The organism is Ornithinimicrobium tianjinense, assembly GCF_014636495.1.
Taxonomy (GTDB): domain Bacteria; phylum Actinomycetota; class Actinomycetes; order Actinomycetales; family Dermatophilaceae; genus Ornithinicoccus; species Ornithinicoccus tianjinensis.
The window spans coordinates 1,086,348-1,106,621 of the sequence record NZ_BMEM01000001.1; the positions used below are offsets into that span (position 1 = coordinate 1,086,348).

17 protein-coding genes are annotated in these 20,274 nt (G+C 73.4%); 12 read left to right on the forward strand and 5 right to left on the reverse strand.

From position 1 onward, the window contains the following. Positions 1 to 59: 59 nt before the first annotated feature. Positions 60 to 779, forward strand: coding sequence for a 4a-hydroxytetrahydrobiopterin dehydratase (locus IEV65_RS05080; RefSeq protein ID WP_188428463.1), 720 nt, complete (start codon positions 60 to 62; stop codon positions 777 to 779). A gap of 14 nt (positions 780 to 793) precedes the next feature. Here the strand turns inward: IEV65_RS05080 and IEV65_RS05085 are convergent, their stop codons facing one another. Next, on the reverse strand, positions 794 to 1,948 hold the full coding sequence (locus IEV65_RS05085; protein WP_188428464.1) for a PucR family transcriptional regulator: 1,155 nt from the start codon (positions 1,946 to 1,948) through the stop codon (positions 794 to 796). A 129-nt stretch (positions 1,949 to 2,077) separates the two neighbouring features. Here IEV65_RS05085 and glyA point away from each other — a divergent pair, with 129 nt between their 5' ends. From glyA to IEV65_RS05140, 11 genes are all read left to right on the forward strand, one after another. Next, positions 2,078 to 3,409, forward strand: a complete 1,332-nt coding sequence (gene glyA / locus IEV65_RS05090; RefSeq protein ID WP_188428465.1) for a serine hydroxymethyltransferase — start codon at positions 2,078 to 2,080, stop codon at positions 3,407 to 3,409. A 57-nt stretch (positions 3,410 to 3,466) separates the two neighbouring features. Next, a complete protein-coding gene (locus IEV65_RS05095) occupies positions 3,467 to 4,030 on the forward strand; it encodes a hypothetical protein (RefSeq protein WP_188428466.1) in 564 nt (187 codons plus the stop codon). A gap of 15 nt (positions 4,031 to 4,045) precedes the next feature. Continuing rightward, positions 4,046 to 5,251, forward strand: a complete 1,206-nt coding sequence (gene coaE, locus IEV65_RS05100; protein ID WP_188428467.1) for a dephospho-CoA kinase — start codon at positions 4,046 to 4,048, stop codon at positions 5,249 to 5,251. Between the two features lie 60 nt (positions 5,252 to 5,311). After that, entirely contained in the window at positions 5,312 to 7,468 is a 2,157-nt protein-coding gene (locus tag IEV65_RS05105; RefSeq protein ID WP_188428468.1) for a S9 family peptidase, read from the forward strand. Between the two features lie 72 nt (positions 7,469 to 7,540). Then, positions 7,541 to 8,491: a PAC2 family protein gene (locus IEV65_RS05110; RefSeq protein ID WP_188428469.1), complete on the forward strand. Its 951-nt coding sequence runs from the start codon at positions 7,541 to 7,543 to the stop codon at positions 8,489 to 8,491. 118 nt (positions 8,492 to 8,609) lie between these two features. Next, positions 8,610 to 9,332: an EcsC family protein gene (locus tag IEV65_RS05115; RefSeq protein ID WP_229734913.1), complete on the forward strand. Its 723-nt coding sequence runs from the start codon at positions 8,610 to 8,612 to the stop codon at positions 9,330 to 9,332. A 72-nt stretch (positions 9,333 to 9,404) separates the two neighbouring features. Further along, the gene (locus tag IEV65_RS05120) at positions 9,405 to 10,559 is read left to right on the forward strand and encodes a DUF4192 domain-containing protein (protein ID WP_188428470.1); all 1,155 of its coding nucleotides are present in this window, start codon (positions 9,405 to 9,407) and stop codon (positions 10,557 to 10,559) included. An 85-nt stretch (positions 10,560 to 10,644) separates the two neighbouring features. After that, complete coding sequence (locus tag IEV65_RS05125; protein WP_188428471.1) at positions 10,645 to 11,052, forward strand: universal stress protein; 408 nt, start codon at positions 10,645 to 10,647, stop codon at positions 11,050 to 11,052. 271 nt (positions 11,053 to 11,323) lie between these two features. Next, positions 11,324 to 13,033, forward strand: a complete 1,710-nt coding sequence (locus tag IEV65_RS05130; protein ID WP_443093927.1) for an RNA polymerase sigma factor — start codon at positions 11,324 to 11,326, stop codon at positions 13,031 to 13,033. 5 nt (positions 13,034 to 13,038) lie between these two features. Beyond that, positions 13,039 to 13,611 (forward strand): GNAT family N-acetyltransferase, encoded by a 573-nt coding sequence (locus tag IEV65_RS05135; RefSeq protein ID WP_188428473.1) that lies wholly within the window; start codon positions 13,039 to 13,041, stop codon positions 13,609 to 13,611. 120 nt (positions 13,612 to 13,731) lie between these two features. Then, positions 13,732 to 14,640: a right-handed parallel beta-helix repeat-containing protein gene (locus IEV65_RS05140; protein WP_188428474.1), complete on the forward strand. Its 909-nt coding sequence runs from the start codon at positions 13,732 to 13,734 to the stop codon at positions 14,638 to 14,640. A 110-nt stretch (positions 14,641 to 14,750) separates the two neighbouring features. Here the strand turns inward: IEV65_RS05140 and arfB are convergent, their stop codons facing one another. From arfB to IEV65_RS05160, 4 genes are all read right to left on the reverse strand, one after another. After that, positions 14,751 to 15,215 carry an alternative ribosome rescue aminoacyl-tRNA hydrolase ArfB gene (gene arfB, locus IEV65_RS05145; protein WP_188428475.1) on the reverse strand — a complete coding sequence of 155 codons (465 nt, stop codon included), beginning with the start codon at positions 15,213 to 15,215 and terminating at the stop codon, positions 14,751 to 14,753. A gap of 133 nt (positions 15,216 to 15,348) precedes the next feature. After that, the gene (locus tag IEV65_RS05150; RefSeq protein WP_188428476.1) at positions 15,349 to 17,772 is read right to left on the reverse strand and encodes a transglutaminase TgpA family protein; all 2,424 of its coding nucleotides are present in this window, start codon (positions 17,770 to 17,772) and stop codon (positions 15,349 to 15,351) included. Next, a complete protein-coding gene (locus IEV65_RS05155; protein WP_188428477.1) occupies positions 17,769 to 19,040 on the reverse strand; it encodes a DUF58 domain-containing protein in 1,272 nt (423 codons plus the stop codon). Before IEV65_RS05155 ends, IEV65_RS05150 begins: the two co-directional genes overlap by 4 nt. Positions 19,041 to 19,058: 18 nt before the next feature. Beyond that, positions 19,059 to 20,033: an AAA family ATPase gene (locus IEV65_RS05160; RefSeq protein WP_188428478.1), complete on the reverse strand. Its 975-nt coding sequence runs from the start codon at positions 20,031 to 20,033 to the stop codon at positions 19,059 to 19,061. Positions 20,034 to 20,274: the final 241 nt, after the last annotated feature.

Here is a 20,274-nt window from a genome sequence, read left to right on the forward strand (position 1 = left end):
CGTTCACGATGCCACCCGGTCGTCGAGCACCTGTCGGCGTGCGGTGGCACCCTGGGGGCATGAGCGAGGACCCCAGCACCGACCGGCCCGAGGGCGCGACGGAGACGGCATACCAGGTGCAGGAGAGCCTGTCGCGGGACCCTGAGCTGGCCCACTGGCGGGTGGTCCTGGGCCGCCTCGTCGCCAGGTGGGAGACGGGCGGGTTCAGCCGGGGCGCCGAGTTCACGTCGCGGATCGCTGCCGCCGCCGACGAGCTCGACCACCACCCGGACGTCGACCTGCGCTACCCGCACGTGACCGTGACGACCGTGAGCCACGACGTGCAGCGGCTCACGGGTCGGGACCGGCGGCTGGCGCTGGCCGTCAGCGCGATCGCCGACGAGCTGGGGCTGACGCCGGTGCCGGAGGAGGTCAGCACGCTGGAGATCGGCCTGGACGTGATGGCCGCCGCCGACGTCGCACCGTTCTGGCGCGCGGTCCTGGGCTACACCGTCGAGGGTGACCTTCCCGAGACGGACGTGCTCGTCGACCCGGCAGGGCGCCTGCCGGCACTCTGGTTCCAGCAGATGGACGAGCCGCGGGTGGAGCGCAACCGCTTCCACCTCGACATCACCGTGCCTCATGACGTCGCCGAGCAGCGGCTGGAGGCTGCGCTGGCGGCCGGCGGCCGGCTGGTCTCCGACGAGGCGGCGCCGTCGTGGTGGGTGCTCGCCGACGCGGAGGGCAACGAGGTGTGCATCTGCACGTGGCAGGGGCGCGGCACCGCAGGCACCGACTGACCCGCGGCCCGGACCTACGCCCCCCAACCTGGCGGCAGCCGCACCCCGCGCGCCCGGCGTGCCTTGAGCGCGACGTGCAGGTCGAGCCGGGTGAGCCCGTCCGAGAGGTCCACCCCGAGGGCGTGGGCCACGCGTTCGAGCCGGTGGTAGAGGCTGCTGCGGTGCAGGTGGAGGGCAGCGGCTGTGCTGCGGACGTCGCAGCCGTGGTCGAGCCACACCTCGAGGGTGTGCTGGGCACCCATCTCGCTGTCGGCTCCCGACTCCAGCCGCGCCAACGGGTCGCTGCCGGTGGGGAGACCGCCAGGGCCGACGAGCGTCCGGTAGACCCCCGCATCGGCCCACGCGAGCAGGCCGGTGCCGGAGCGGTCGGCGAGGGCAGGGTCGAGCCGGGTCAGCTGGGCCGCGACCCGGGCCTGCCCGACCGCACGACGCACGCCTGCGAGACCTCCGACGGACGGGTCACCGACACCCGTCGGCAGGCGGGTGCCAGACGGGCCCCCGGAGGCCTCCGTGTGACGGCCGCCGCCGGCCGTGGTGGTGACCGCACCCGCGGCGGTCACGACCACGAGCGTGCCGTCGACCACCGTCCAGACGAGCCGCCCGGGCCAGCGCCGCCCGGCCTCCGCCCCGCCGCCGAGCACCGCCACGGCGACCAGCCCCGGCTCCTCCAGCGCCGGTGCCTGCGGCACGAGCCTCGACCACGGGCCGCGGGCCTCGCGCTGGGAGCGCGCCGACACCACCTGCGCCAGCAGCTGGTCGGGGTCGTCGGACAGGCCCGCGGCGAGCAGCGCCGCCGCCTGCTCGCCGGCCCGCGCGAGCAGGTCGTCGTCCTCCGTCGTCCACGGCCGGTCCCCGCTGAGCACTGTCACCCGACCCAGCACCGCGCCGCGGTGCACGAGCAGGACGGCCCGGCGCGACGACATACCGAGGTCGGGGTTGGCCGGGATCTCGTAGGGGCCGCGGCTTCCGGCGGACCCGAAGCGTGACTCCCACGCCAGGACCGCCGCGTCGCTCGTCCGGCCGAGGATGGCCTGGACGCGGGCCGCGTCGACGTCCTGGCCCTGGGCGCTGTAGGCCATCAGCCGGCCCGACGCGTCGTCCACCGTGACCCCGCGACCCAGCTGCAGGGCGAGCTCGTCGACGACGACCTGGAGCCGGGCTCCCGCCATCCGCGCCTCCTGTGGACGATCCGACAGATGTCGCAAGGATAGGCCTGCGGACGCCACCGGTGACCGGTGACCGCGGGGACGGACACGTCATACGGTGCCGGGAGAGCCCCGCCGTCGGAAGGAACAGCCATGACCGCACTCGCGCCCCGCCCCTGGATCCCCGCCGCGCCCGCCGCTCGCGTCGAGGCGCTGGCCGACGCCGCCGCCGCGCGGACCCCGGACGAGCAGCTCGCCGAGATCGACCGGCTCGTCGCGGAGAACCACCAGATCCACGACCTCGACTGCTTCAACCTCAACCCCGCCACCAACGTCATGAACCCGCGCGCCGAGGCGCTCCTCGCCGCACGACTGGGGTCGCGGCCGTCCCTGGGCTACCCGGGCGAGAAGTACGAGACGGGCCTGGAGGCCATCGAGCAGCTCGAGGTGATCGCGGCCGAGCTGGTCGCGGACGTCTTCGGCGCGACGCACGCCGAGATCCGCGTGCCCTCCGGCGCCATCGCCAACCTCTACGCCTTCCTGGCCACCTGCGAGCCGGGCGACACGATCGTCGCGCCGCCGCCGTCCATCGGCGGCCACGTCACCCACCACGCCGGCGGCTCGGCCGGCATGTACCGGCTGCGCACCGTCCCTGCACCGGTCGACCCGACCCGCTACACCGTCGACGTCGACGCGCTGCGCGAGACCGCGCACGAGGTGCGCCCGCGGCTCATCACCCTCGGCGCCAGCCTCAACCTCACCCCGCACCCGGTCGCGGCAGTGCGCGAGATCGCCGACGAGGTCGGGGCACGCGTGCTCTTCGACGCCGCGCACCTGTGCGGGATGATCGCCGGCGGAGCCTGGGAGAACCCGCTCGCCCTGGGCGCCCACCTGATGACCTTCAGCACCTACAAGAGCCTTGGCGGACCCGCCGGCGGCGTCGTCGTCACCAACGAGCCGGACCTCGCCGAGCGGCTCGACGCGATCGCCTACCCCGGCCTGACCGCCAACTTCGACGCGGGCAAGACCGCCGCGCTCGCCGTCACCATGGTCGACTGGCAGGTGCACGGGCAGGGGTATGCCGCGTCGATGGTCGGCACCGCCCGTCGCCTCGCGGAGGAGCTGGCCGCGCTCGGCGCGCCGGTCTTCGAGACCGTCGAGGGCCACACCCGGTCCCACCAGTTCGCGCTCCGCGCGCACCCGTGGGGCGGGGGGCAGGCCGCCTCCCGGCTGCTGCGCCGGGCCAACCTGCTGGCGTGCGGCATCGGCCTGCCGGACGAGCCGGTCGACGGCGACGTCAACGGCCTGCGGATCGGGACCCCGGAGCTCGTGCGGATCGGGCTGACCGAGGAGGACATGCCGCGGCTGGCGTCGCTGGTCGTCCGCGGCCTCGCCGGGGAGCCGGTGGCCGAGGAGGTCACCGCGTGGCGACGCTCCCTCACCGGGGTGCACCACGTCCGCCAGCCGGAGGCCGCCCTCGTCTGAGCCGGGCCCCGCGGGGCGCGCGGACGGGACCGCGCGCGGACGGCATACCCTGTGCCCATGCTGAGTGAGTGGGTGCGGAACCTCCGCAAGATCCTCCTCACCCGGCACACCTGGCGACACGTGTGGCTCTCCGCGCTGATCGTCGGGGTCTTCGTGGCCGCCGGCTGGATCCGGCCGCCCGAGCTGCTCTTCGAGACGGCGCTCGTGCTGCACCTGCTCGGGCTGGTCCTCAGCCTCGGCGCCGTGCTGGTCATCGACTGGACCGGCCTCGCGTGGATCGCCGGGCTGCGGCAGGTGCGCGAGGTGCTGCGCACGGCGGAGGCCGCGACCCCGCTCGTCTGGATGGGGCTGGTGCTCCTGCTCGCCTCCGGCCTCTTCCTCGAGCCTGACCTCAGCACGCCGCTCCCGTGGGTCAAGATGGGCGCGATCCTCGTGCTCGCCAACAACGGCCTGGTCGTCGGCCAGGTGGAGCAGCGCCTCCTCCAGCTGCCCCGCGAGGTGCGTCGCGAGGACGTGCCCGCCTCACTGCGCTGGCGCGTCAACGGCAGCATCGTCGCCTCGCACCTCGGCTGGTGGCTGGCCGTCGCGGTGGGCGTGGTCACGATGGTGCAGCGGCGCTGACCTAGTCTGTGCCGCATGCTCTGGGTCGGACTGTCGGGCGGGATCGGGTCGGGCAAGTCGACCGTGTCGGCGAGGCTGGCGGCGCTGGGCGCCGTCGTCGTGGACGCGGACCGCGTCGCGCGGGAGGTCGTCGAGCCCGGTATGCCGGCGCTCGCCGAGATCGTCGACCGGTTCGGTCCGCAGGTGGTCGGCGCGGGCGGGACCCTCGACCGCGCCGCGCTCGGGGCCGTGGTGTTCTCCGACGCGGACGCCCGGCGCGACCTGGAGGCGATCACCCACCCGCGGATCGCCGCGCGGACCCGGGAGCTCGTCGCGGCCGCGCCGGAGGACGCGGTGGTCGTGCACGACATACCTCTGCTGGTGGAGCTGGACCGCGCCGCTGACTATGCGCTCACCGTGATCGTCGACGTGCCCGCCGAGGTGCGGCTGCGGCGGCTGGTCGAGCTGCGGGGCACGCCGGAGGCGGAGGCCCGCCGCCGGATCGCCGCGCAGGCCGACGACGCCAGTCGTCACGCAGCCGCTGACGTGCTCCTCGACAACAGCGGCACGGTCGAGGAGCTGCACGCACAGGTGGACCGGTTGTGGTCCGGGAGGCTGGTGCCCTACGAGGCCGCGCTGCGTGCGGGTCGGGCCGCGAGGAGGCCGGAGACGCTGGCCGTGGTCGAGCACGACGACAGGTGGCCCGACCAGGCGGCGCGGCTGCTGGACCGGCTGCGGGCCGCGCTCGGCGACCGCGCGCAACGGCTCGACCACATCGGCAGCACGAGCGTGGCGGGTCTGCCGGCCAAGGACGTCGTGGACCTCCAGGTCGTCGTGGCAGACCTGGCCGTCGTCGATGACCCCGCGGTGCGACGGGAGCTGGCTCGCCGGGGGTTCGTCGTGGTCGACGACGGGCGTGAGTGGTTCGACCACGCGCACGGCGCCGGGGGACCGGCGGATGCCACGTGGCCCAAGAGGATGGTCGCCACGGCCGACCCGGGACGGGTCGTGCACTGCCACGTGCGGGAGAGCGAGTCGCCCGCGTGGCGTCTGGCGCTGCTCTTCCGGGACTGGCTGCGCGCCGAGCCGGGGGAGCGCGAGAGGTATGCCGCGCTCAAGGCCGGTCTCCTCGCGCAGGGCCTGAGCACCAGTGCCTACGCGGCCGCGAAGGAGCCGTGGTTCGCCGAGGCGTTCCCCCGGGCCGAGGCGTGGGCGGCGCGCACGGGGTGGCAGCCGGGCTGAGCCACTGGGTGCCGCGCACCGACCGTGCTGCTGTCGGTGCCGGATGGTAGGACTGACTGCATGAGCGCACCCGCGAGCGTCTTCCACGACCTGGCCCACTACGTCGCCGTGCCCCGACTGTCTGGGCTGACCCTCTCTCCCGACGGCTCCCGGCTGGTGACGACCGTCGCCACGCTCAACCGGAAGGGCACCGGCTACGCCTCGGCCCTGTGGGAGATCGACCCCACGGGCGAGCGTCAGGCCCACCGCCTCACGCGCAGCACCAAGGGCGAGTCGGGGGCCGCGTTCGCCGCCAACGGCGACCTCTACTTCACCTCCTCCCGGCCCGACCCAGACTCCGACGAGGACGAGCCCCAGGCGGCCCTCTGGCTCATCCCCGCCCGCGGCGGCGAGGCGCGCGTCGTGCTCAGCCGGCCAGGGGGCGTCGCCTCGGTGCGCACGGCGCGCGAGGCCGACCGCGTGCTGGTCACGGCGGGCCTGCTGCCGGGCGCCAAGGACGAGAAGCAGCACGCAGCGCTGTTCAAGGCCCGCAAGGACGGTGGGGTCGACGCGATCCTCCACGCCGGTTACCCGATCCGTTACTGGGACCACGACCTCGGCCCGGAGCAGCCGCACGTCTTCTCGGTGGAGCGAGGTGCGGACACGACGGCTACCGCGCCGGACGTCGTCCCGGCGACCGGCGAGGGCTCGGGTGCCGAGGCTGAGGAGGAGGCCGGGCCGCCGCTGCCCGGCACCGTCGACCGGGCCCCCGAGCTGCGGCTTCGGCTGCTGACCGGGGGTCTGCCGGCGCCGCTGCACGAGCCGGACCCGTCCGTCGCCCCGGACGGCACGTTCGCGCTGCTCACCGTCACGGTGCCGATGGCCTCCCTGGAGCGCCGCCACGTCCTGGTGCGCCTGGACCTGAGCACGGGGGAGCAGACCACCCTGGTCGACCTGGGCGACGCGGACGTGGAGCCGGGTCCGGTGAGCCCGGACGGGAGCCGGGCGGCGGTCGTGGTGACGCGGATGTCGACGCCGACCCAGGCGCCCGCCGTCGAGCTGCACCTGCTCGACACCGCCACGGGCCGCACCGAGCGCCTGGCCGCCGACTGGGACCGGTGGGCGGACCCGGTGGCGTGGACCCCCGACGGCACGGGGCTGCTGGTCCTGGCGGACAGCGACGGGCGCCGTCCTGTCTTCCGTGTCGACGTCGCCTCCGGCGCCGTCACCCAGCTCACCCAGGACGACGCCGCCTGGTCCGACCTCGTGGTCGCACCCGACGGCCGCACCGCCTACGGCGTGCGCAGCTCCTACCTCTACCCGCCGGAGGTCGTGCGTCTCGACCTGGGCAGCGGCGAGGTCGTCCGGCTGCAGGGACCCGTCGAGCGTCCTCTGGTGCCCGGTCGCCTCGAGGAGGTCGAGACCACGACCGCCGACGGCACCCGTGTCCGGGGCTGGCTCGCCCTGCCGCACGACCGACCGGCCACGGAGGGCGGCTTCCCGCTGCTGCTGTGGATCCACGGCGGCCCGCTGGGCTCGTGGAACGCCTGGACCTGGCGATGGAACCCCTGGCTGCTCGTGGCCCAGGGCTATGCGGTGCTGCTCCCTGACCCTGCCCTGTCCACCGGCTACGGCCAGGACTTCATCCAGCGTGGTTGGGGCGCGTGGGGCGAGGCGCCCTACACCGACCTCATGGCGATCACCGACGCGGTCGTCGCGAGGGACGACGTGGACGAGACGCGGACGGCGGCCATGGGCGGGTCCTTCGGCGGCTACATGGCCAACTGGGTCGCGGGCCACACCGACCGCTTCCGCGCCATCGTGACGCACGCCTCCCTGTGGGCCCTCGACGGCTTCGGGCCCACGACCGACGCCGCCTACTACTGGCAGCGCGAGATGACGCCCGAGATGTCGGAGGCCAACTCCCCGCACCGGCACGTCGAGGACATCCGCACCCCGATGCTGGTCATCCACGGCGACAAGGACTACCGCGTGCCGATCGGCGAGGGCCTGCGGCTGTGGTACGAGCTGCTGTCGCGCTCGGGACTGCCGGCCGCGGAGGACGGCTCGACCGTGCACCGTTTCCTCTACTTCCCGCACGAGAACCACTGGATCCTCAGCCCCCAGCACGCCAAGGTCTGGTATGCCGTGGTCGGCGCCTTCCTGGCGGAGCACGTCCTGGGGGAGGAGCCGGAGGCGCTGCCCCAGGAGCTCGGCCTGGTGGCGCCGGTGGACTGAGAGACGCAGCCGCACGGAATCTGCCGGGCCCCTCCGGCGTTGAGAGGACGTCCGACGAGAGGAGACCACCCGATGACGACGCACTCGCGTCTGTTCCGCCTGGAGATCGACACCGCACGCCAGCCGCAGCACGCCCCGCTGCTCATGGTGTCGCTGGAGGGCTTCCTGGACGCCGGACACGTGCGCAGCACCCTCGCTGAGCACCTCCTGGACACCCTGCCGCACGAGGTGGTCGCCAGCTTCGACGTCGACGAGCTCGTCGACTACCGCTCGCGTCGCCCGCTCATGACCTTCGACGCCGACCACTACTCCGACTACGAGGACCCCTCGCTGGTCCTGTACCGGCTGACCGACGCCGCGGGCGAGCCCTTCCTCCTGCTGCACGGGGTCGAGCCCGACTACCGCTGGGAGGCCTTCATCGAGGCCGTCCGCCAGCTCGGGCTGGCCTTCGGGGTGCGGCGCATCGTGAGCGCGCACGGCATACCCATGGCGGTGCCGCACACCCGCCCCGTCGGACTGACCCGCTACGCCAGCGACACCTCGCTGCTCGGTGACCACACGCCCGTCTTCGGGCAGGTCAAGATCCCGGCCAGCGCCGAGGCGCTCCTGCACCTGCGGATGGCCGAGACCGGTCTCGAGACGCTCGGGGTCGCGGTCCACGTGCCGCACTACCTCGCCGAGACCGAGTTCGGCGACGCCGCGGTCGCGGCTCTCGATGCCGTCATGGATCTCACCGGCCTCGTGCTGCCCACGGCCGACCTGGTCGCCGCCGCAGCGCTCAACCGTGGCCGGATCGAGGAGGAGCTCTCCCAGAGCGAGCAGGCCCAGGAGGTGGTCGAGACCCTGGAGACGGGCTACGACCGCTTCGTCGAGGGTCAGCGTCGCCGCAGCCTGCTCGCGGCCGAGGTCGCCAACCTGCCCAGCGCGGACGAGATCGGTGCCCAGCTGGAGGCCTTCCTGGCCGACCCCGGCGCCGTGGACGAGACGCTCCACGACGACGACAACGACGAGCCGCAGGCCTGACGGCGAGGACCGCGCACCCCCGCTGGTCGCGTCGACCCGAGGGTGTCCTCACGACGGGCGACGCGACGAGCCGCGTGCGACGATAACCGCACCATCACCGACCTCGAGGAGGACGCACGTGGGTCTTTTCGGATCCGACGACACCCGCCCCGCCACCACTGACGCCGCGCCCGAGCCCGACGGACCCCTGGACGCCATGGCCCAGTCGCTCGTCGGGCGTCTCATGGACCTGGGGATCGACGGCGTCGGCCCTGTCGACTCCGTCCAGCAGGTCGTCGACAAGGCACGCGCCAAGCGCGGCACCGACGTGGAGAAGGCCATCGACGAGGTCGTGCGCGACCACGTCAAGCTCGCCGGCATCGGCGGTTTCGTGACCGGCTTCGGCGGGATCGTCACCCTGCCCGTCTCCCTGCCGGCCAACGTCGTCGAGTTCTACGCGCTGGCGACCCGCATGGTCGGCAGCATCGCGCGGCTGCGCGGCTACGACGTCGACACCCCCGGCGCGCGGGCCGCGATCATGCTCAGCCTGGTCGGCGCCGACGCGGACGACCTCATCAGCAAGGCCGGCCTGTCGGCCGCCTCGATCACCGGCTCGGGCCGCCTGGCGCGGATGGCCATGTCCCGGATGCCCAAGGCGGCGGCGATGATGGTCAACAAGGCCGTCGCGTTCCGCCTGCTGACCTCGGTCGGGGGCAAGGCGCTGAGCCGCCTCGTCCGCTTCGTGCCGGTGGCGGGAGGCATCGTCGGGGCCGGGCTGGACGGCTTCCTCATGAAGCGCATCGCCGACCACGCGCGCCGCGAGTTCCCGCCGCGCGACACGATGGAGGACCTGGACGCCTGAGGCGGCAGGAGTTATCCACAGATCCCGAGGACGGGCCAGCGCGTGCTCGCCCGTCTTCGGCACTGTGGGGGTATGACGACACACCACTCCTCCCCGTCCGTCCTACGGGGTGCAGCACAGCTGCTCGCCGGCGTCCCCTACCTGCTCAACTACCGACCCGAGCGCTCGCTCGTCCTCGTGGGCAGCCTCGTCGACCGCGCCCGCCTGGGTCGCCAGGACAAGCTCCAGCTGCCGGTGACGATGATGCTGCGGGTCGACCTCCCGGCGGCCGAGGACGTGGCCGCCCTCGTGGACCAGCTCGCGTCCCCGGTGCGGCTCGCGGTGCGCGAGCGGGGGGCCGGGCTGCTCGACCCGCTCCTGCTCCTGCACCTCTTCCTCTACGACGCGGACGACGACCTGGCGCAGGCCCTCGTGCCGGCCGCCCAGGAGCGTCTGCGGGCGGAGGGGGCCGAGGTGCACGCCGCCCTCCTGACCCGGGACGGGGCCTACCGCTCGCTCATGCCGGAGGGTCCGCCCCGCGACGAGGCTGCCGGCGCAGCGGTCGACGCGTCCCCAGAGGGCGACCCCGAGCACCGGGTGCCCGCGGTCTGGACGCCGCTGCCCGACCCGTCGGGGGTGCCGGCGGTGGCCGACCTCGTCCTGCAGGGTCGCAACCCGGCACGGTCCCGGGCGGATGTCGCGGCCACGGTGCGCACCAGGGACGAGCGTGCGGCGGCGCGCACAGGTCTGTCCATCGCGGTGCAGGACCTCGACGACCTCGGTCCCGACCCCCTTCCTGCCCTGGAGACGCTGGGGCGCATCGTGCGCGGCGAGGTCGCACCCACCCCCCACGACCGGGCAGTCGTCGCGATGAGCCTGGCCGACCGCTGGGTGCGTGACCTCGTGCTGGGGCACTGGCTGCCCGACGTCTTCACCCTCCAGGGCCTCGAGCTCGACGCCTACGACCGCAGGCTCATGCGCTCGCTGGGGGCCCTCCCGGACGACCCCTCGGACGGGCTGCACCGGCTCTTCCGGCTCTCCGGCGCCGTCCCCGTCGACTGGTCGGCCCCGCTGCTCACGCTGGCGGGCTGCCTGGCCTGGCGCCACGGCGAGGGGACGGTGGCCAACGAAGCCGTCGACCTCGCTCTGGAGGCCGATCCCGACTACCGGATGGCGCAGCTGATGCGACACGCCCTGAGCCACGGCGTCCCGCCCTGGGCGGTGCGCCGACGGGCCGAGGCGGCGTGACGGAGCTGATGCGGGTCGTCTGCTCGGCGGCCCGCGACGTGCGGTAACCTCGCCCGCAGGACCACCCCAGGAGGAGACAGCGCCCATGTCGATCATCGTCGGCTACATCCCCACCCGCGAGGGCCGTGCCGCCCTGCGCAAGGCCTCGTCGGAGGCTCAGCTTCGCAGCACCAAGCTCATCGTCGTCAACTCCCACCGCGGTGGACGTGACTTCGACGCCCACGAGGCCCAGCGCTTCGAGGACGCGCTCAACCAGGTCAAGCACGACCTGGACGAGGCCGGTGTGGAGCACGAGGTGCGGGCGCTGGTCCGCGGCAACGAGCCGGCCGAGGACCTCGTGGCCGTCGCCGAGGAGAGCTCTGCCGACCTGATCGTCATCGGTCTGCGTCGCCGGACCCCCATCGGCAAGCTCATCCTGGGCTCCAACGCCCAGCGCATCCTGCTGGAGGCGCAGTGCCCCGTGCTCGCCGTCAAGGCGGACGACGAGGACTGATCTGCCTCTCCGCCGCAGCCCGCCGACCCGCCCGGTCGGCGGGTTCGGCATATCTGGCGGACCCATGACGTTTTATAATGATCAGGGTCGCCTGCTGTGAGAGAGGCCGGAGGCGCACCCTGACCCCTCAGGAAGGACCTCCACGGTCCGTCGCCCGCTCCCCGCGCCCCATACGCCACACGCCCGAAAAGAGTTGGTTTCTGTCGTGACTGCCAAGACGCCCCGCACCCTGGCGCCCACCGAGCTTCCCCCTGCTTTCGAGAACGCAGGCCTGCGCACGCTGCTCGCACAGGGGACCGAGCAGGGACACGTCGCGGTCACCCAGTTGCGCGAGGCCCTGCAGGCCGCCGAGCTGACCCCGGCAGCGCAGAAGAAGGTCCTCCGCGTGTTCAGCGACGCCGCGATCGAGGTCCGTGACGACGGCACCTCCATGGCCACGACCGGCCGCACCCGCAAGCCCGCCGCGCGCAAGACCGCGGCTAGCAAGGCCACCGCCGCCAAGACCACCGCTGCGAAGACGACCGCTGCGAAGACGACCGCTGCCAAGACGACCGCCGCGAAGACCACCGCTGCGAAGTCCACCGCGGCCCAGCCGGCCACCACGGAGGTCGCGGAGGAGGGCGCCGCCACCCCGGCGCGCAAGGCTCCGGCCCGCAAGGCTGCTGCCAAGTCCGCCGCGTCCCAGAGCGCCGGCACGACCAAGCGCGCGGCCGCCAAGAAGGCCACGACGACGCGCGCCGCCGCCGACGCAGCCGCCGGCGATGCACCGGCCCCCCGCAAGCGCGCGGCCGCCAAGAAGACCACGGCCAAGAAGGCCGCTGCCAAGGGCGCCGCCGGTGAGCCCGAGGAGGTCGAGGACACCGAGGGCGAGCCGGACGAGTCGGCGATGGAGGAGGTCGACGTCGCGCTCGACGCCGACGACGCCAAGGCCACCGACGACCACGCGGACACCGATGGTGACGAGGAGGAGGCCACCCCGGCCAAGGCCACCACCTCCGCCGACGACGACAGCTTCGTGCTATCGACGGCCGACGACGACGACGCCCCGGCCCAGCAGGTCGTGACCGCGGGGGCGACCGCCGACCCGGTCAAGGACTACCTCAAGCAGATCGGCAAGGTCGCGCTCCTCAACGCCGAGCAGGAGGTCGAGCTCGCCAAGCGCATCGAGGCCGGTCTGTTCGCCGAGGAGAAGATCAACTCGGGCGAGAAGCTCGACGCCAAGCTCAAGCGTGAGCTGTGGTGGATCGCCAACGACGGCAAGAACGCCAAGAACCACCTCCTCGAGGCCAACCTGCGCCTGGTCGTCTCGCTGGCCAAGCGCTACACCGGCCGCGGCATGCTCTTCCTGGACCTCATCCAGGAGGGCAACCTGGGCCTGATCCGCGCCGTCGAGAAGTTCGACTACACCAAGGGCTACAAGTTCTCGACCTACGCGACCTGGTGGATCCGTCAGGCCATCACCCGCGCGATGGCCGACCAGGCCCGCACGATCCGCATCCCCGTGCACATGGTCGAGGTCATCAACAAGCTGGCCCGCGTCCAGCGCCAGATGCTGCAGGACCTGGGCCGCGAGCCCACCCCGGAGGAGCTGGCCAAGGAGCTGGACATGACGCCCGAGAAGGTCGTCGAGGTCCAGAAGTACGGCCGCGAGCCCATCTCGCTGCACACCCCGCTCGGCGAGGACGGCGACAGCGAGTTCGGTGACCTCATCGAGGACTCCGAGGCGGTCGTCCCGGCCGACGCCGTCTCCTTCACCCTCCTGCAGGAGCAGCTCCACTCCGTCCTGGACACGCTCTCCGAGCGGGAGGCGGGCGTGGTCTCGATGCGCTTCGGCCTCTCCGACGGCCAGCCCAAGACGCTGGACGAGATCGGCAAGGTCTACGGCGTGACCCGCGAGCGGATCCGCCAGATCGAGTCCAAGACGATGTCCAAGCTGCGCCACCCCAGCCGCTCGCAGGTCCTGCGCGACTACCTCGACTGACCGGTATGCCGTCGCCCTCGCCCCGCGCGGGTGACCCTGGCGGCTCCGGTCCGTCCGGCCGCCCGCCGGGGCTGCACGTGGTCCGGCTCACCCCGGACGACTGGCGCAGCTACGCCGAGCTGCGCGTGGCGATGCTGCGTGACGCGCCCGACGCCTTCTGGACCCGTCTGGAGGACGTCGAGCATCGCACGGAGACGCAGTGGCGCAGGAGCTCAGGCCCCGGCACGCTGCAGGCGCGCGACGGGCACGGCGCCCCGTTGGGGACGCTGACCGTCTTCACGGAGGAGACCAGCCCAGCCCTGGGGATCAGGCCCGGCCCGGGCGACGCGCTCGTCCTGGCCGTGTACGTCATACCCGAGGCGAGGGGGAGGGGCGTCGTGGACGCCCTCCTCGACGCCGCACTGACCCTGGCGCGCGAGGAGCTCGGGGCGCGCCGGATGGTGCTGCAGGTCAACGAGCACAACCACGCGGCCCGGCGCGTCTACGAGCGGCACGGCTACGCGCTGACCGGGGAGTTCCTGCAGCACCCGGAGCGTCCCGGCGCGCGCGACCTGGAGATGGCGCGCCCGGTCTGGTGACAGGTCGGGTCGGGCGGGTGTATACCGATCTGGTGCGCCGGCCGGGCTCGTGACGCCGGCACGAGAACGACGCACGGCCCCGCGGCCCGGCCTCTCGTGGCCGTCAGAGGATGGTCTGCCATGCCTGTCTCGCTCCGCGTCCGACCGCTCGCCGCTGCCGCGGGCGGCGCTGCGCTGCTCCTGTCCGGCCTCGCCCTGCCTGCGCAGGCCGACGCCCTCTCCTGCGGTGACGTGGTGATGTCCAGCACGGTGCTGACGACCGACCTCACGTGCGCGTCCGGCCACGGCCTGGTCATCGGGGCCGACGGGGTCGTGCTCGACCTCGGTGGTCACTCCATCACCGGGCCTGGTGCGTATGGCGCCGGCGCGGGGGCGGGCGTGTGGATCCATCAGCGCACCGGGGTGACGGTGATGAACGGCGAGATCGCGCACTTCGCGACGGCCGTCGAGGTGCAGCAGTCGTCGACCGTGCTGGTCAGCGAGGTCCGCGCCCACCACAACGACCGAGGCATCAACCTCGGCACGGGCGGCGGCCACGTGCTCGAGAAGAACGTCATCACCGACAACGGGCGCGACGCCGTGCGGATCGCCGGCTCGGCCGACGTCCGCGTGTCGAAGAACGTGGTCGAGCGCAACGTCTTCGGGATCGGCGTCGCCAACGGCGCGGTGCGCACGATCGTCGAGAAGAACGTGGTCAGCGGGTCCGGTCCGTGGGGCGTCGCGCTCTTCGAGGACGCGAACGACACCGTGCTCGACAAGAACGTCGTCACCAGCTCCAGGGGCGACGGGATCCAGGTGCAGTGGCAGACGCAGCGCACCATGCTGACCAAGAACGAGACCTCGGGCAACGGCGACGACGGCATCGACGTCGACAGCACCAGCGCCACGCTGATCAAGAACCTCGCCGTCGGCAACGGCGACCTCGGCATCGAGGCCATCGATGGTGTGACGGACGGCGGCGCCAACATGGCGGCCGGCAACGGCAACCCGCTGCAGTGCACCGGGGTGGTGTGCATCGCGCCGATGTGACGAGCCGCCCACGTTGGATGTGCGCGGCTGGCGTGACACAACGAACGTCAGGGCATTCGTTGTGTCACGCCAGCCGTGCACATCCTTGCTCCGAGGCCCCGGGCGCCGCTCTACTCGTTGTTCTGGGGCCGCGACCGGCCGGCCTTCAGCTCGGAGCGTCGGCCCTTGGCCTCGAGCCTCCGGCGCTGCGACCCGCGGGTGGGTCGGGTCGGCCGGCGGGCAGGGGGAGGCGGTGCCAGCGCCTCACGGAGCAGCTCGGCGAGGCGCTCACGGGCGGCCTTGCGGTTGCGTCGCTGCGAGCGGTGCTCGGCCGCGACGATGCGCACCTTTCCCCCGATGAGGTATGCCGCGAGCCCGGCGGTCGCGCGGTCCCGCTGAGCCTCGGTGAGGGCGGTCGAGGCAGCCGGGTCCCACCACAGCTCCACGCGGCTGTCGGTGGTGTTGACCCCCTGGCCGCCCGGCCCGCCCGCGCGGCTGAAGCGTTCCTCGAGCTCGGCCGCCGGCACGACCAGGCCGTGGCGCAACCCGGGGCAGGGCGCCACCACGAGGTCGAGATCGGCTGGTTGAGGGGCCACCTCGACAGTCTTGCAGGGTGACGGGATGTGTCCGTTCGTCCAGGTGCCGGAGCAGGAGCTGGAGCTGATGGCACCCCGAGGCAGCGGAGCACCGGCACCGCGAGGAGCTGGCGTGGGGGTGACCGGGCAGGCGTCAGCCGCGCCGAGCGTGACCTCCCCAGGCCCGCAGCCCGTCGAAGCCGCTGCGGGGCAGCACGGCGGCGTTGGCGCGGACGTTCCACGGGGTGGCGTGCCGCACCTGGTCGACGATCTCGCGGACGTCCTCGTCCATCCGGTCGACGTCCTGCTCGCGCACCGCCGTCGCAGGAGCGTAGCGAGTGCGCTCCAGGGTCTCGGTCACCCGGCCGAGCGCCTGCTCCCCGCGGCGGTCGAGCACCGTCTCCTCCCGGTAGTGACGGCCCATCCCGCGCGGGCTCCGTGCGGGCGGAGCCGGCACGCCCAGGTCCTGCAGCGTGCGCACGAGGTAGGTCCAGCGCCCCTCGACCTGCTCCGGGGTGGTGGTGGCCGACCTCAACCCGGCCTCACGGTGGCGTCGTCCGACGACCGGCACGACCGCGAGCAGCAGGGCCAGCACGAGCAGCCCCAGCAGCACCCGCCCGAGCAGCGGCAGCATCTCGCGGAGCTGGTCGAGCAGGGACGGCGCGGCGGGTGCGGCGCTGGTCGGCTCGGGGGCCACCGTCTCCGTGCGGGTCACCGTGGTGGTGGTCTCGGTCGCGGTCTCGTCCTCCCGGTCCTGGGCGTAGGCCGGCGGCTGGTTGGCCCGGATGCCGGGGGTGGGCTCGAACCTGGTCCAGCCCATGCCGTCGATCCACAGCTCGGGCCACGTGTGGGCGTCGGCCGCGACGACCTTGCGGCTGCCGTCCACCTGGATCTGGCCGGGCAGGAAGCCCACGGCCATCCGGGCCGGGATGCCCTCCGTGCGCGCCATCATCACCATCGCCGTCGCGAACTGCACGCAGTAGCCCTGCCTCGTCGCGAGGAAGCCGCCGATCGGGTCGCCGGAGTCCGCCTCGGCGGAGGGGGCGAGGTCGAGGCTGTAGCGGTAGGGCGCCCGGCGGAAGTGGTCCTGGATGAGGATGGCCACCTGCAGCGCGTTGGTCTCCTCGCCCACGACCTCGTCGGCGAGCTCCGCGATCGCGTCGGCGCTCGCCTCGTCGATCTCGAGGAGCTCGGCGTCGAAGTCCTCGGGGTCCGCGGGCCGTTCGCCGACATCTGCCGGCAGCTGCGCGCCCCCCTCGATCGCGAGGTACTCGACCTCGTAGCTGGACGTGGCACCCTGCACGACGACGGTGTCGTCCCGGGGGTCGAAACGGTATGCCGCGCCGTCGCCCAGGCGCACCGAGGTCAGCGGGCTGGGTGCCGCGAGGTGCGGGGGCGGCAGCTGGTTGCCTGTCACCCGGAGCTGCTGGGTGACGGTCTGCACGTCCTCGGAGAGACCGTCGGGGCCCGGCAGCTCGGCGTTGAGCGGCAGCAGCCCGGAGGTCGGGCGGTCCTCGGCACGCCACTTGCCGTTGCTGAACTCCTCCGCCGCGGTCACGCGGAGAGGTTCGAGACGGGGGGCGTTGGTGCGGTAGTTGAGCACCGGCGCCTGGGACTGGCTGCGGAGGTCCTGGGAGGGGTCCATCGTCTCGGTGAAGGACACCTCCGCGCCGCCGCTGCCCCCGGAGCGGGCGTCGGGGTTGCGGGCCAGCCCGTCGCTGAAGTAGGTCGGAGGCAGGTGCGGGACCACCGAGGCGCCCACCACGGCCGCGATCAGCGCGAGGGCGCCGAGCAGCTGGGCCAGCCCACGGTGGTGCGGGGTGCCCGAGGACACGTCGTCCGCGCCGAGGGACTCGCGGCGCTGCTCCGAGGGCCAGGCGCCGACGACGCGGTGCCCCTGCTGGGCCAGCATGACCAGCCAGAGCCCGGCGATGGCCGCGAAGAACCACGGCTCCATGGCCTCGCCGGAGTTGGACACGGACACCAGGAAGCCTGCGGCCAGGGGTATGCCGGCGCTCGCCGGCGCGCGCCCCGTCACCCCCATCGAGTCGACGGAGACCGCGGTGAGGGTGAGGACGGCCACGACGAGGAAGGCGACGCCGGCGGTGGTGGGGGCCGGCGCGGCATACGTCTGCAGGACCGTGCCCGCCTGGCGCAGCAGCTCACCGACCCGGTCGAGCGTGTCCGCGGTGGGCACCAGGCCCCGCCAGAGGGTGTCGCGCAGGTAGGTGCCGGTGAGCCCGCCGAGGCCGACGAACAGCTGCCCGAGCGAGACCAGGCTGGGCGGCACGTCGAGCGTGCGGAGCACCGCTCCGGTGACGGCGACGAGGGCGACGAGCAGGACGGCAGGCAGCAGCCACGACCGCTCCCGCAGGAGCGTGGTCAGCGGCCAGGCCACGGCGAGGGTGGCCAGCGCCGCGACGAAGCCCTCGGCCCACATCCCGCGGCGGAAGGCGTCCACGTCCATGCGCCCGCGCGCGCCCGTGAGCGCGCGGGGCTCCCGACGGCTGGACGGCGGTGTCGACGGCGGTGTCGACGGCGTGGGGGGTGCCGGGGGCGCGGGGGTCTGGGTGCTCATCGTCGCTCACCACCCACGCCGGTGACCGCGGTCATCGCGGCCCACGCCGAGGGGAGCTCGGTGTCCGGCCCGACGACGACGGTCTGCCAGCCGGTGTCGGCGAGCAGCGCGGTGGGCGCGGGGCGGCGCGGTTCGTCCGGCTGCTGGGCGCCGCGACGCGACCGCGCGAAACGGTCGGGGTCGAGGACGAAGGCCATCGCCCGCGAGCCCGGCTGGCGGATCGCGCCGAGGGTGCGGAGGGCGTCCTCGTCGGCGGCGACGACCGCGGCGATCACCAGGACCCCACCGGCGGTGAAGGGCGCGGCGGCCGCGGAGAGCCGGTCCAGCCGGGAGTCCTCCTCGAGCTGCGCCCGGGCCAGGGCCGCGAGGGCCGAGTCGAGCTCGATCTGGTGGTCCGCCGTGCCGTCCCGGAGCGAGGCGTCGGTGAGCAGGTGGACGACGAAGCCTTCCGCCACGAGGTGGCGCGCGACGCTCGCGATGGCGGAGACCGCCCACTCGTAGGAGGCCCGCATCCCCGAGCCCGGGTGCGCGGACGCGCGCGAGTCGAGGAGCAGCAGGGCCCTCCGCCGAGCCGGCCGGTCCTCCTGGCGCACCATGAGCTCACCGCGGTGCGCGGTGGCCGGCCAGTGGACCCGGCGCAGCTCGTCGCCGTCGCGGTAGCTGCGGATGCTCACGTCGTCCTCGCCGTGGAGCGCCACCATCTGCGGGAGCTCGCCCTCGCTGCCTCGGGACGTGCCGCGGACGCGCGAGCCTCCCAACGCGTGGATCCGGGGGAGCACGAGCACCTCGGTGCGCGAGGACAGGTGGAGGGTGAGGAACGTGAGCCCGAAGGGGTCACGCTGCCGCAGCACGATCGGCCCGAGCTGGTAGGCGCCGCGGTGGCGACTGCGCACGGCATACCGAAGACGGCGTTCCTCGCCGTGCGACATGCGGGGGAGCACGAAGCGGGGGCGGTCACCCAGGCGGTAGTCGATGTGCTCCTCGGCGAGGTAGACCGCCGTGCGGCGGCCGGAGACGTTGGTGAACCGCACCTCGACCGTGCCGCGCTCGTCGGGGCTGAGACGCACCGGGTCGACCTCGCGGAGCACGCGGATCTTGGGTGCGCGGCGCGGCATGAACAGGAGGGCCAGCACGGGCAGCGCGACGAGCACCAGGCCGATCCGGGTGACGTCGGGGAAGCCGATCAGGATGCCCGTGACCACGACCACGACCCCCAGCACCGCGAAGACCTTCCCCCGGGTGGTCAGCAGGCTCCACGGCGACGTCATCGCGACCTCCGGCCGGGCTCAGCGACCGGGGACGGCGGTGCGGCCGACGAGGTCCCGCACGAGGTCTGCGGTGCTGTGGCGAGCCAGCGAGGCCTCGCCGGTCGGCAGCACGCGGTGGGCGAGCACGGGGACCGCCATCTGCTGGACGTCCTCGGGCAGCACGTGGTCGCGCCCGCTGAGCGCGGCGCGGGAGCGGGCGGCCCGCAGCAGCTGCAGACCGGCGCGGGGCGAGGCACCGAGACGGAGCATCCGGTGCGCGCGTGAGGCACTGACGATGTCGACGACGTACTGGCGCAGCGCGGTCGAGGTGTGCAGGCTGCGGATCGCCTCGATCTGCTGCTGCACCGCGTCGGCGGTGGTCACGGGGGTGAGCGCGTCGAGCGGGCTCACCGCGCCGTGCGTCTCCAGCATCTGCAGCTCGGAGCTGCGCGAGGGGTAGCCCATCGAGAGCCGGGCCATGAAACGGTCGCGCTGCGCCTCGGGGAGGGGGTAGGTGCCCTCCATCTCGATCGGGTTCTGCGTCGCCATCACCAGGAACGGCCGCGGCAGCTGGTATGTCGTGCCGTCCACCGTGACCTGGCGCTCCTCCATCGCCTCGAGGAGGGCCGACTGCGTCTTGGGAGAGGCGCGGTTGATCTCGTCGCCGACGACGACGTTGGCGAACACGGCGCCCTTGCGGAACTCGAACTCCCGCGAGTCCTGGTTGAACACGCTCACGCCGGTGATGTCGCTGGGCAGCAGGTCTGGCGTGAACTGCACCCGCGAGACCCGGCAGTCGATCGCTCGCGCCAGCGCCTTGGCGAGCATCGTCTTGCCGACGCCCGGCACGTCCTCGACGAGCAGGTGGCCCTCGGCGAACAGCACCGTCACGGCCGTCGTCGCGACGTCGTCCTTGCCCTCGATCACGGTGGTGATCGCCCGGTGGATGGCGCCGGCGACGTCGCGGACGGCATCCAGGTCGACCGTGGAGGATGCCGGTGTGATGGCAGACATAGGTCGATCTTGCCCCAGACAGGGCCCATCCGACGAGTGCCCATTCAAGACGGGTGCTCGATGCTGTGCGGTGCCCCGCGCGAGGACCCTCGCGCCTGGGGTGGCCGCCAGGGCGAGCACCGATGCACCCACTGGCTGCTTGACGTGAACGTCCGTGGCGAGTTGTGGCCCTCCCAGGGGCCACAAGTCGCCACAGTCATCGCGTGCCTGTGGACGATCGGCACGATCTGGCCGACGTCCG

Excerpts from the sequence above, each read along its gene's own strand:
- IEV65_RS05080 (WP_188428463.1), top strand. The coding sequence starts at position 60 with ATGAGCGAGGACCCCAGCACCGACCGGCCCGAGGGCGCGACGGAGACG.
- IEV65_RS05085 (WP_188428464.1), bottom strand. The coding sequence starts at position 1,948 with ATGGCGGGAGCCCGGCTCCAGGTCGTCGTCGACGAGCTCGCCCTGCAG.
- glyA (WP_188428465.1), top strand. The coding sequence starts at position 2,078 with ATGACCGCACTCGCGCCCCGCCCCTGGATCCCCGCCGCGCCCGCCGCT.
- IEV65_RS05095 (WP_188428466.1), top strand. The coding sequence starts at position 3,467 with ATGCTGAGTGAGTGGGTGCGGAACCTCCGCAAGATCCTCCTCACCCGG.
- coaE (WP_188428467.1), top strand. The coding sequence starts at position 4,046 with ATGCTCTGGGTCGGACTGTCGGGCGGGATCGGGTCGGGCAAGTCGACC.
- IEV65_RS05105 (WP_188428468.1), top strand. The coding sequence starts at position 5,312 with ATGAGCGCACCCGCGAGCGTCTTCCACGACCTGGCCCACTACGTCGCC.
- IEV65_RS05110 (WP_188428469.1), top strand. The coding sequence starts at position 7,541 with ATGACGACGCACTCGCGTCTGTTCCGCCTGGAGATCGACACCGCACGC.
- IEV65_RS05120 (WP_188428470.1), top strand. The coding sequence starts at position 9,405 with ATGACGACACACCACTCCTCCCCGTCCGTCCTACGGGGTGCAGCACAG.
- IEV65_RS05125 (WP_188428471.1), top strand. The coding sequence starts at position 10,645 with ATGTCGATCATCGTCGGCTACATCCCCACCCGCGAGGGCCGTGCCGCC.
- IEV65_RS05135 (WP_188428473.1), top strand. The coding sequence starts at position 13,039 with ATGCCGTCGCCCTCGCCCCGCGCGGGTGACCCTGGCGGCTCCGGTCCG.
- IEV65_RS05140 (WP_188428474.1), top strand. The coding sequence starts at position 13,732 with ATGCCTGTCTCGCTCCGCGTCCGACCGCTCGCCGCTGCCGCGGGCGGC.
- IEV65_RS05150 (WP_188428476.1), bottom strand. The coding sequence starts at position 17,772 with ATGAGCACCCAGACCCCCGCGCCCCCGGCACCCCCCACGCCGTCGACA.
- IEV65_RS05155 (WP_188428477.1), bottom strand. The coding sequence starts at position 19,040 with ATGACGTCGCCGTGGAGCCTGCTGACCACCCGGGGGAAGGTCTTCGCG.
- IEV65_RS05160 (WP_188428478.1), bottom strand. The coding sequence starts at position 20,033 with ATGTCTGCCATCACACCGGCATCCTCCACGGTCGACCTGGATGCCGTC.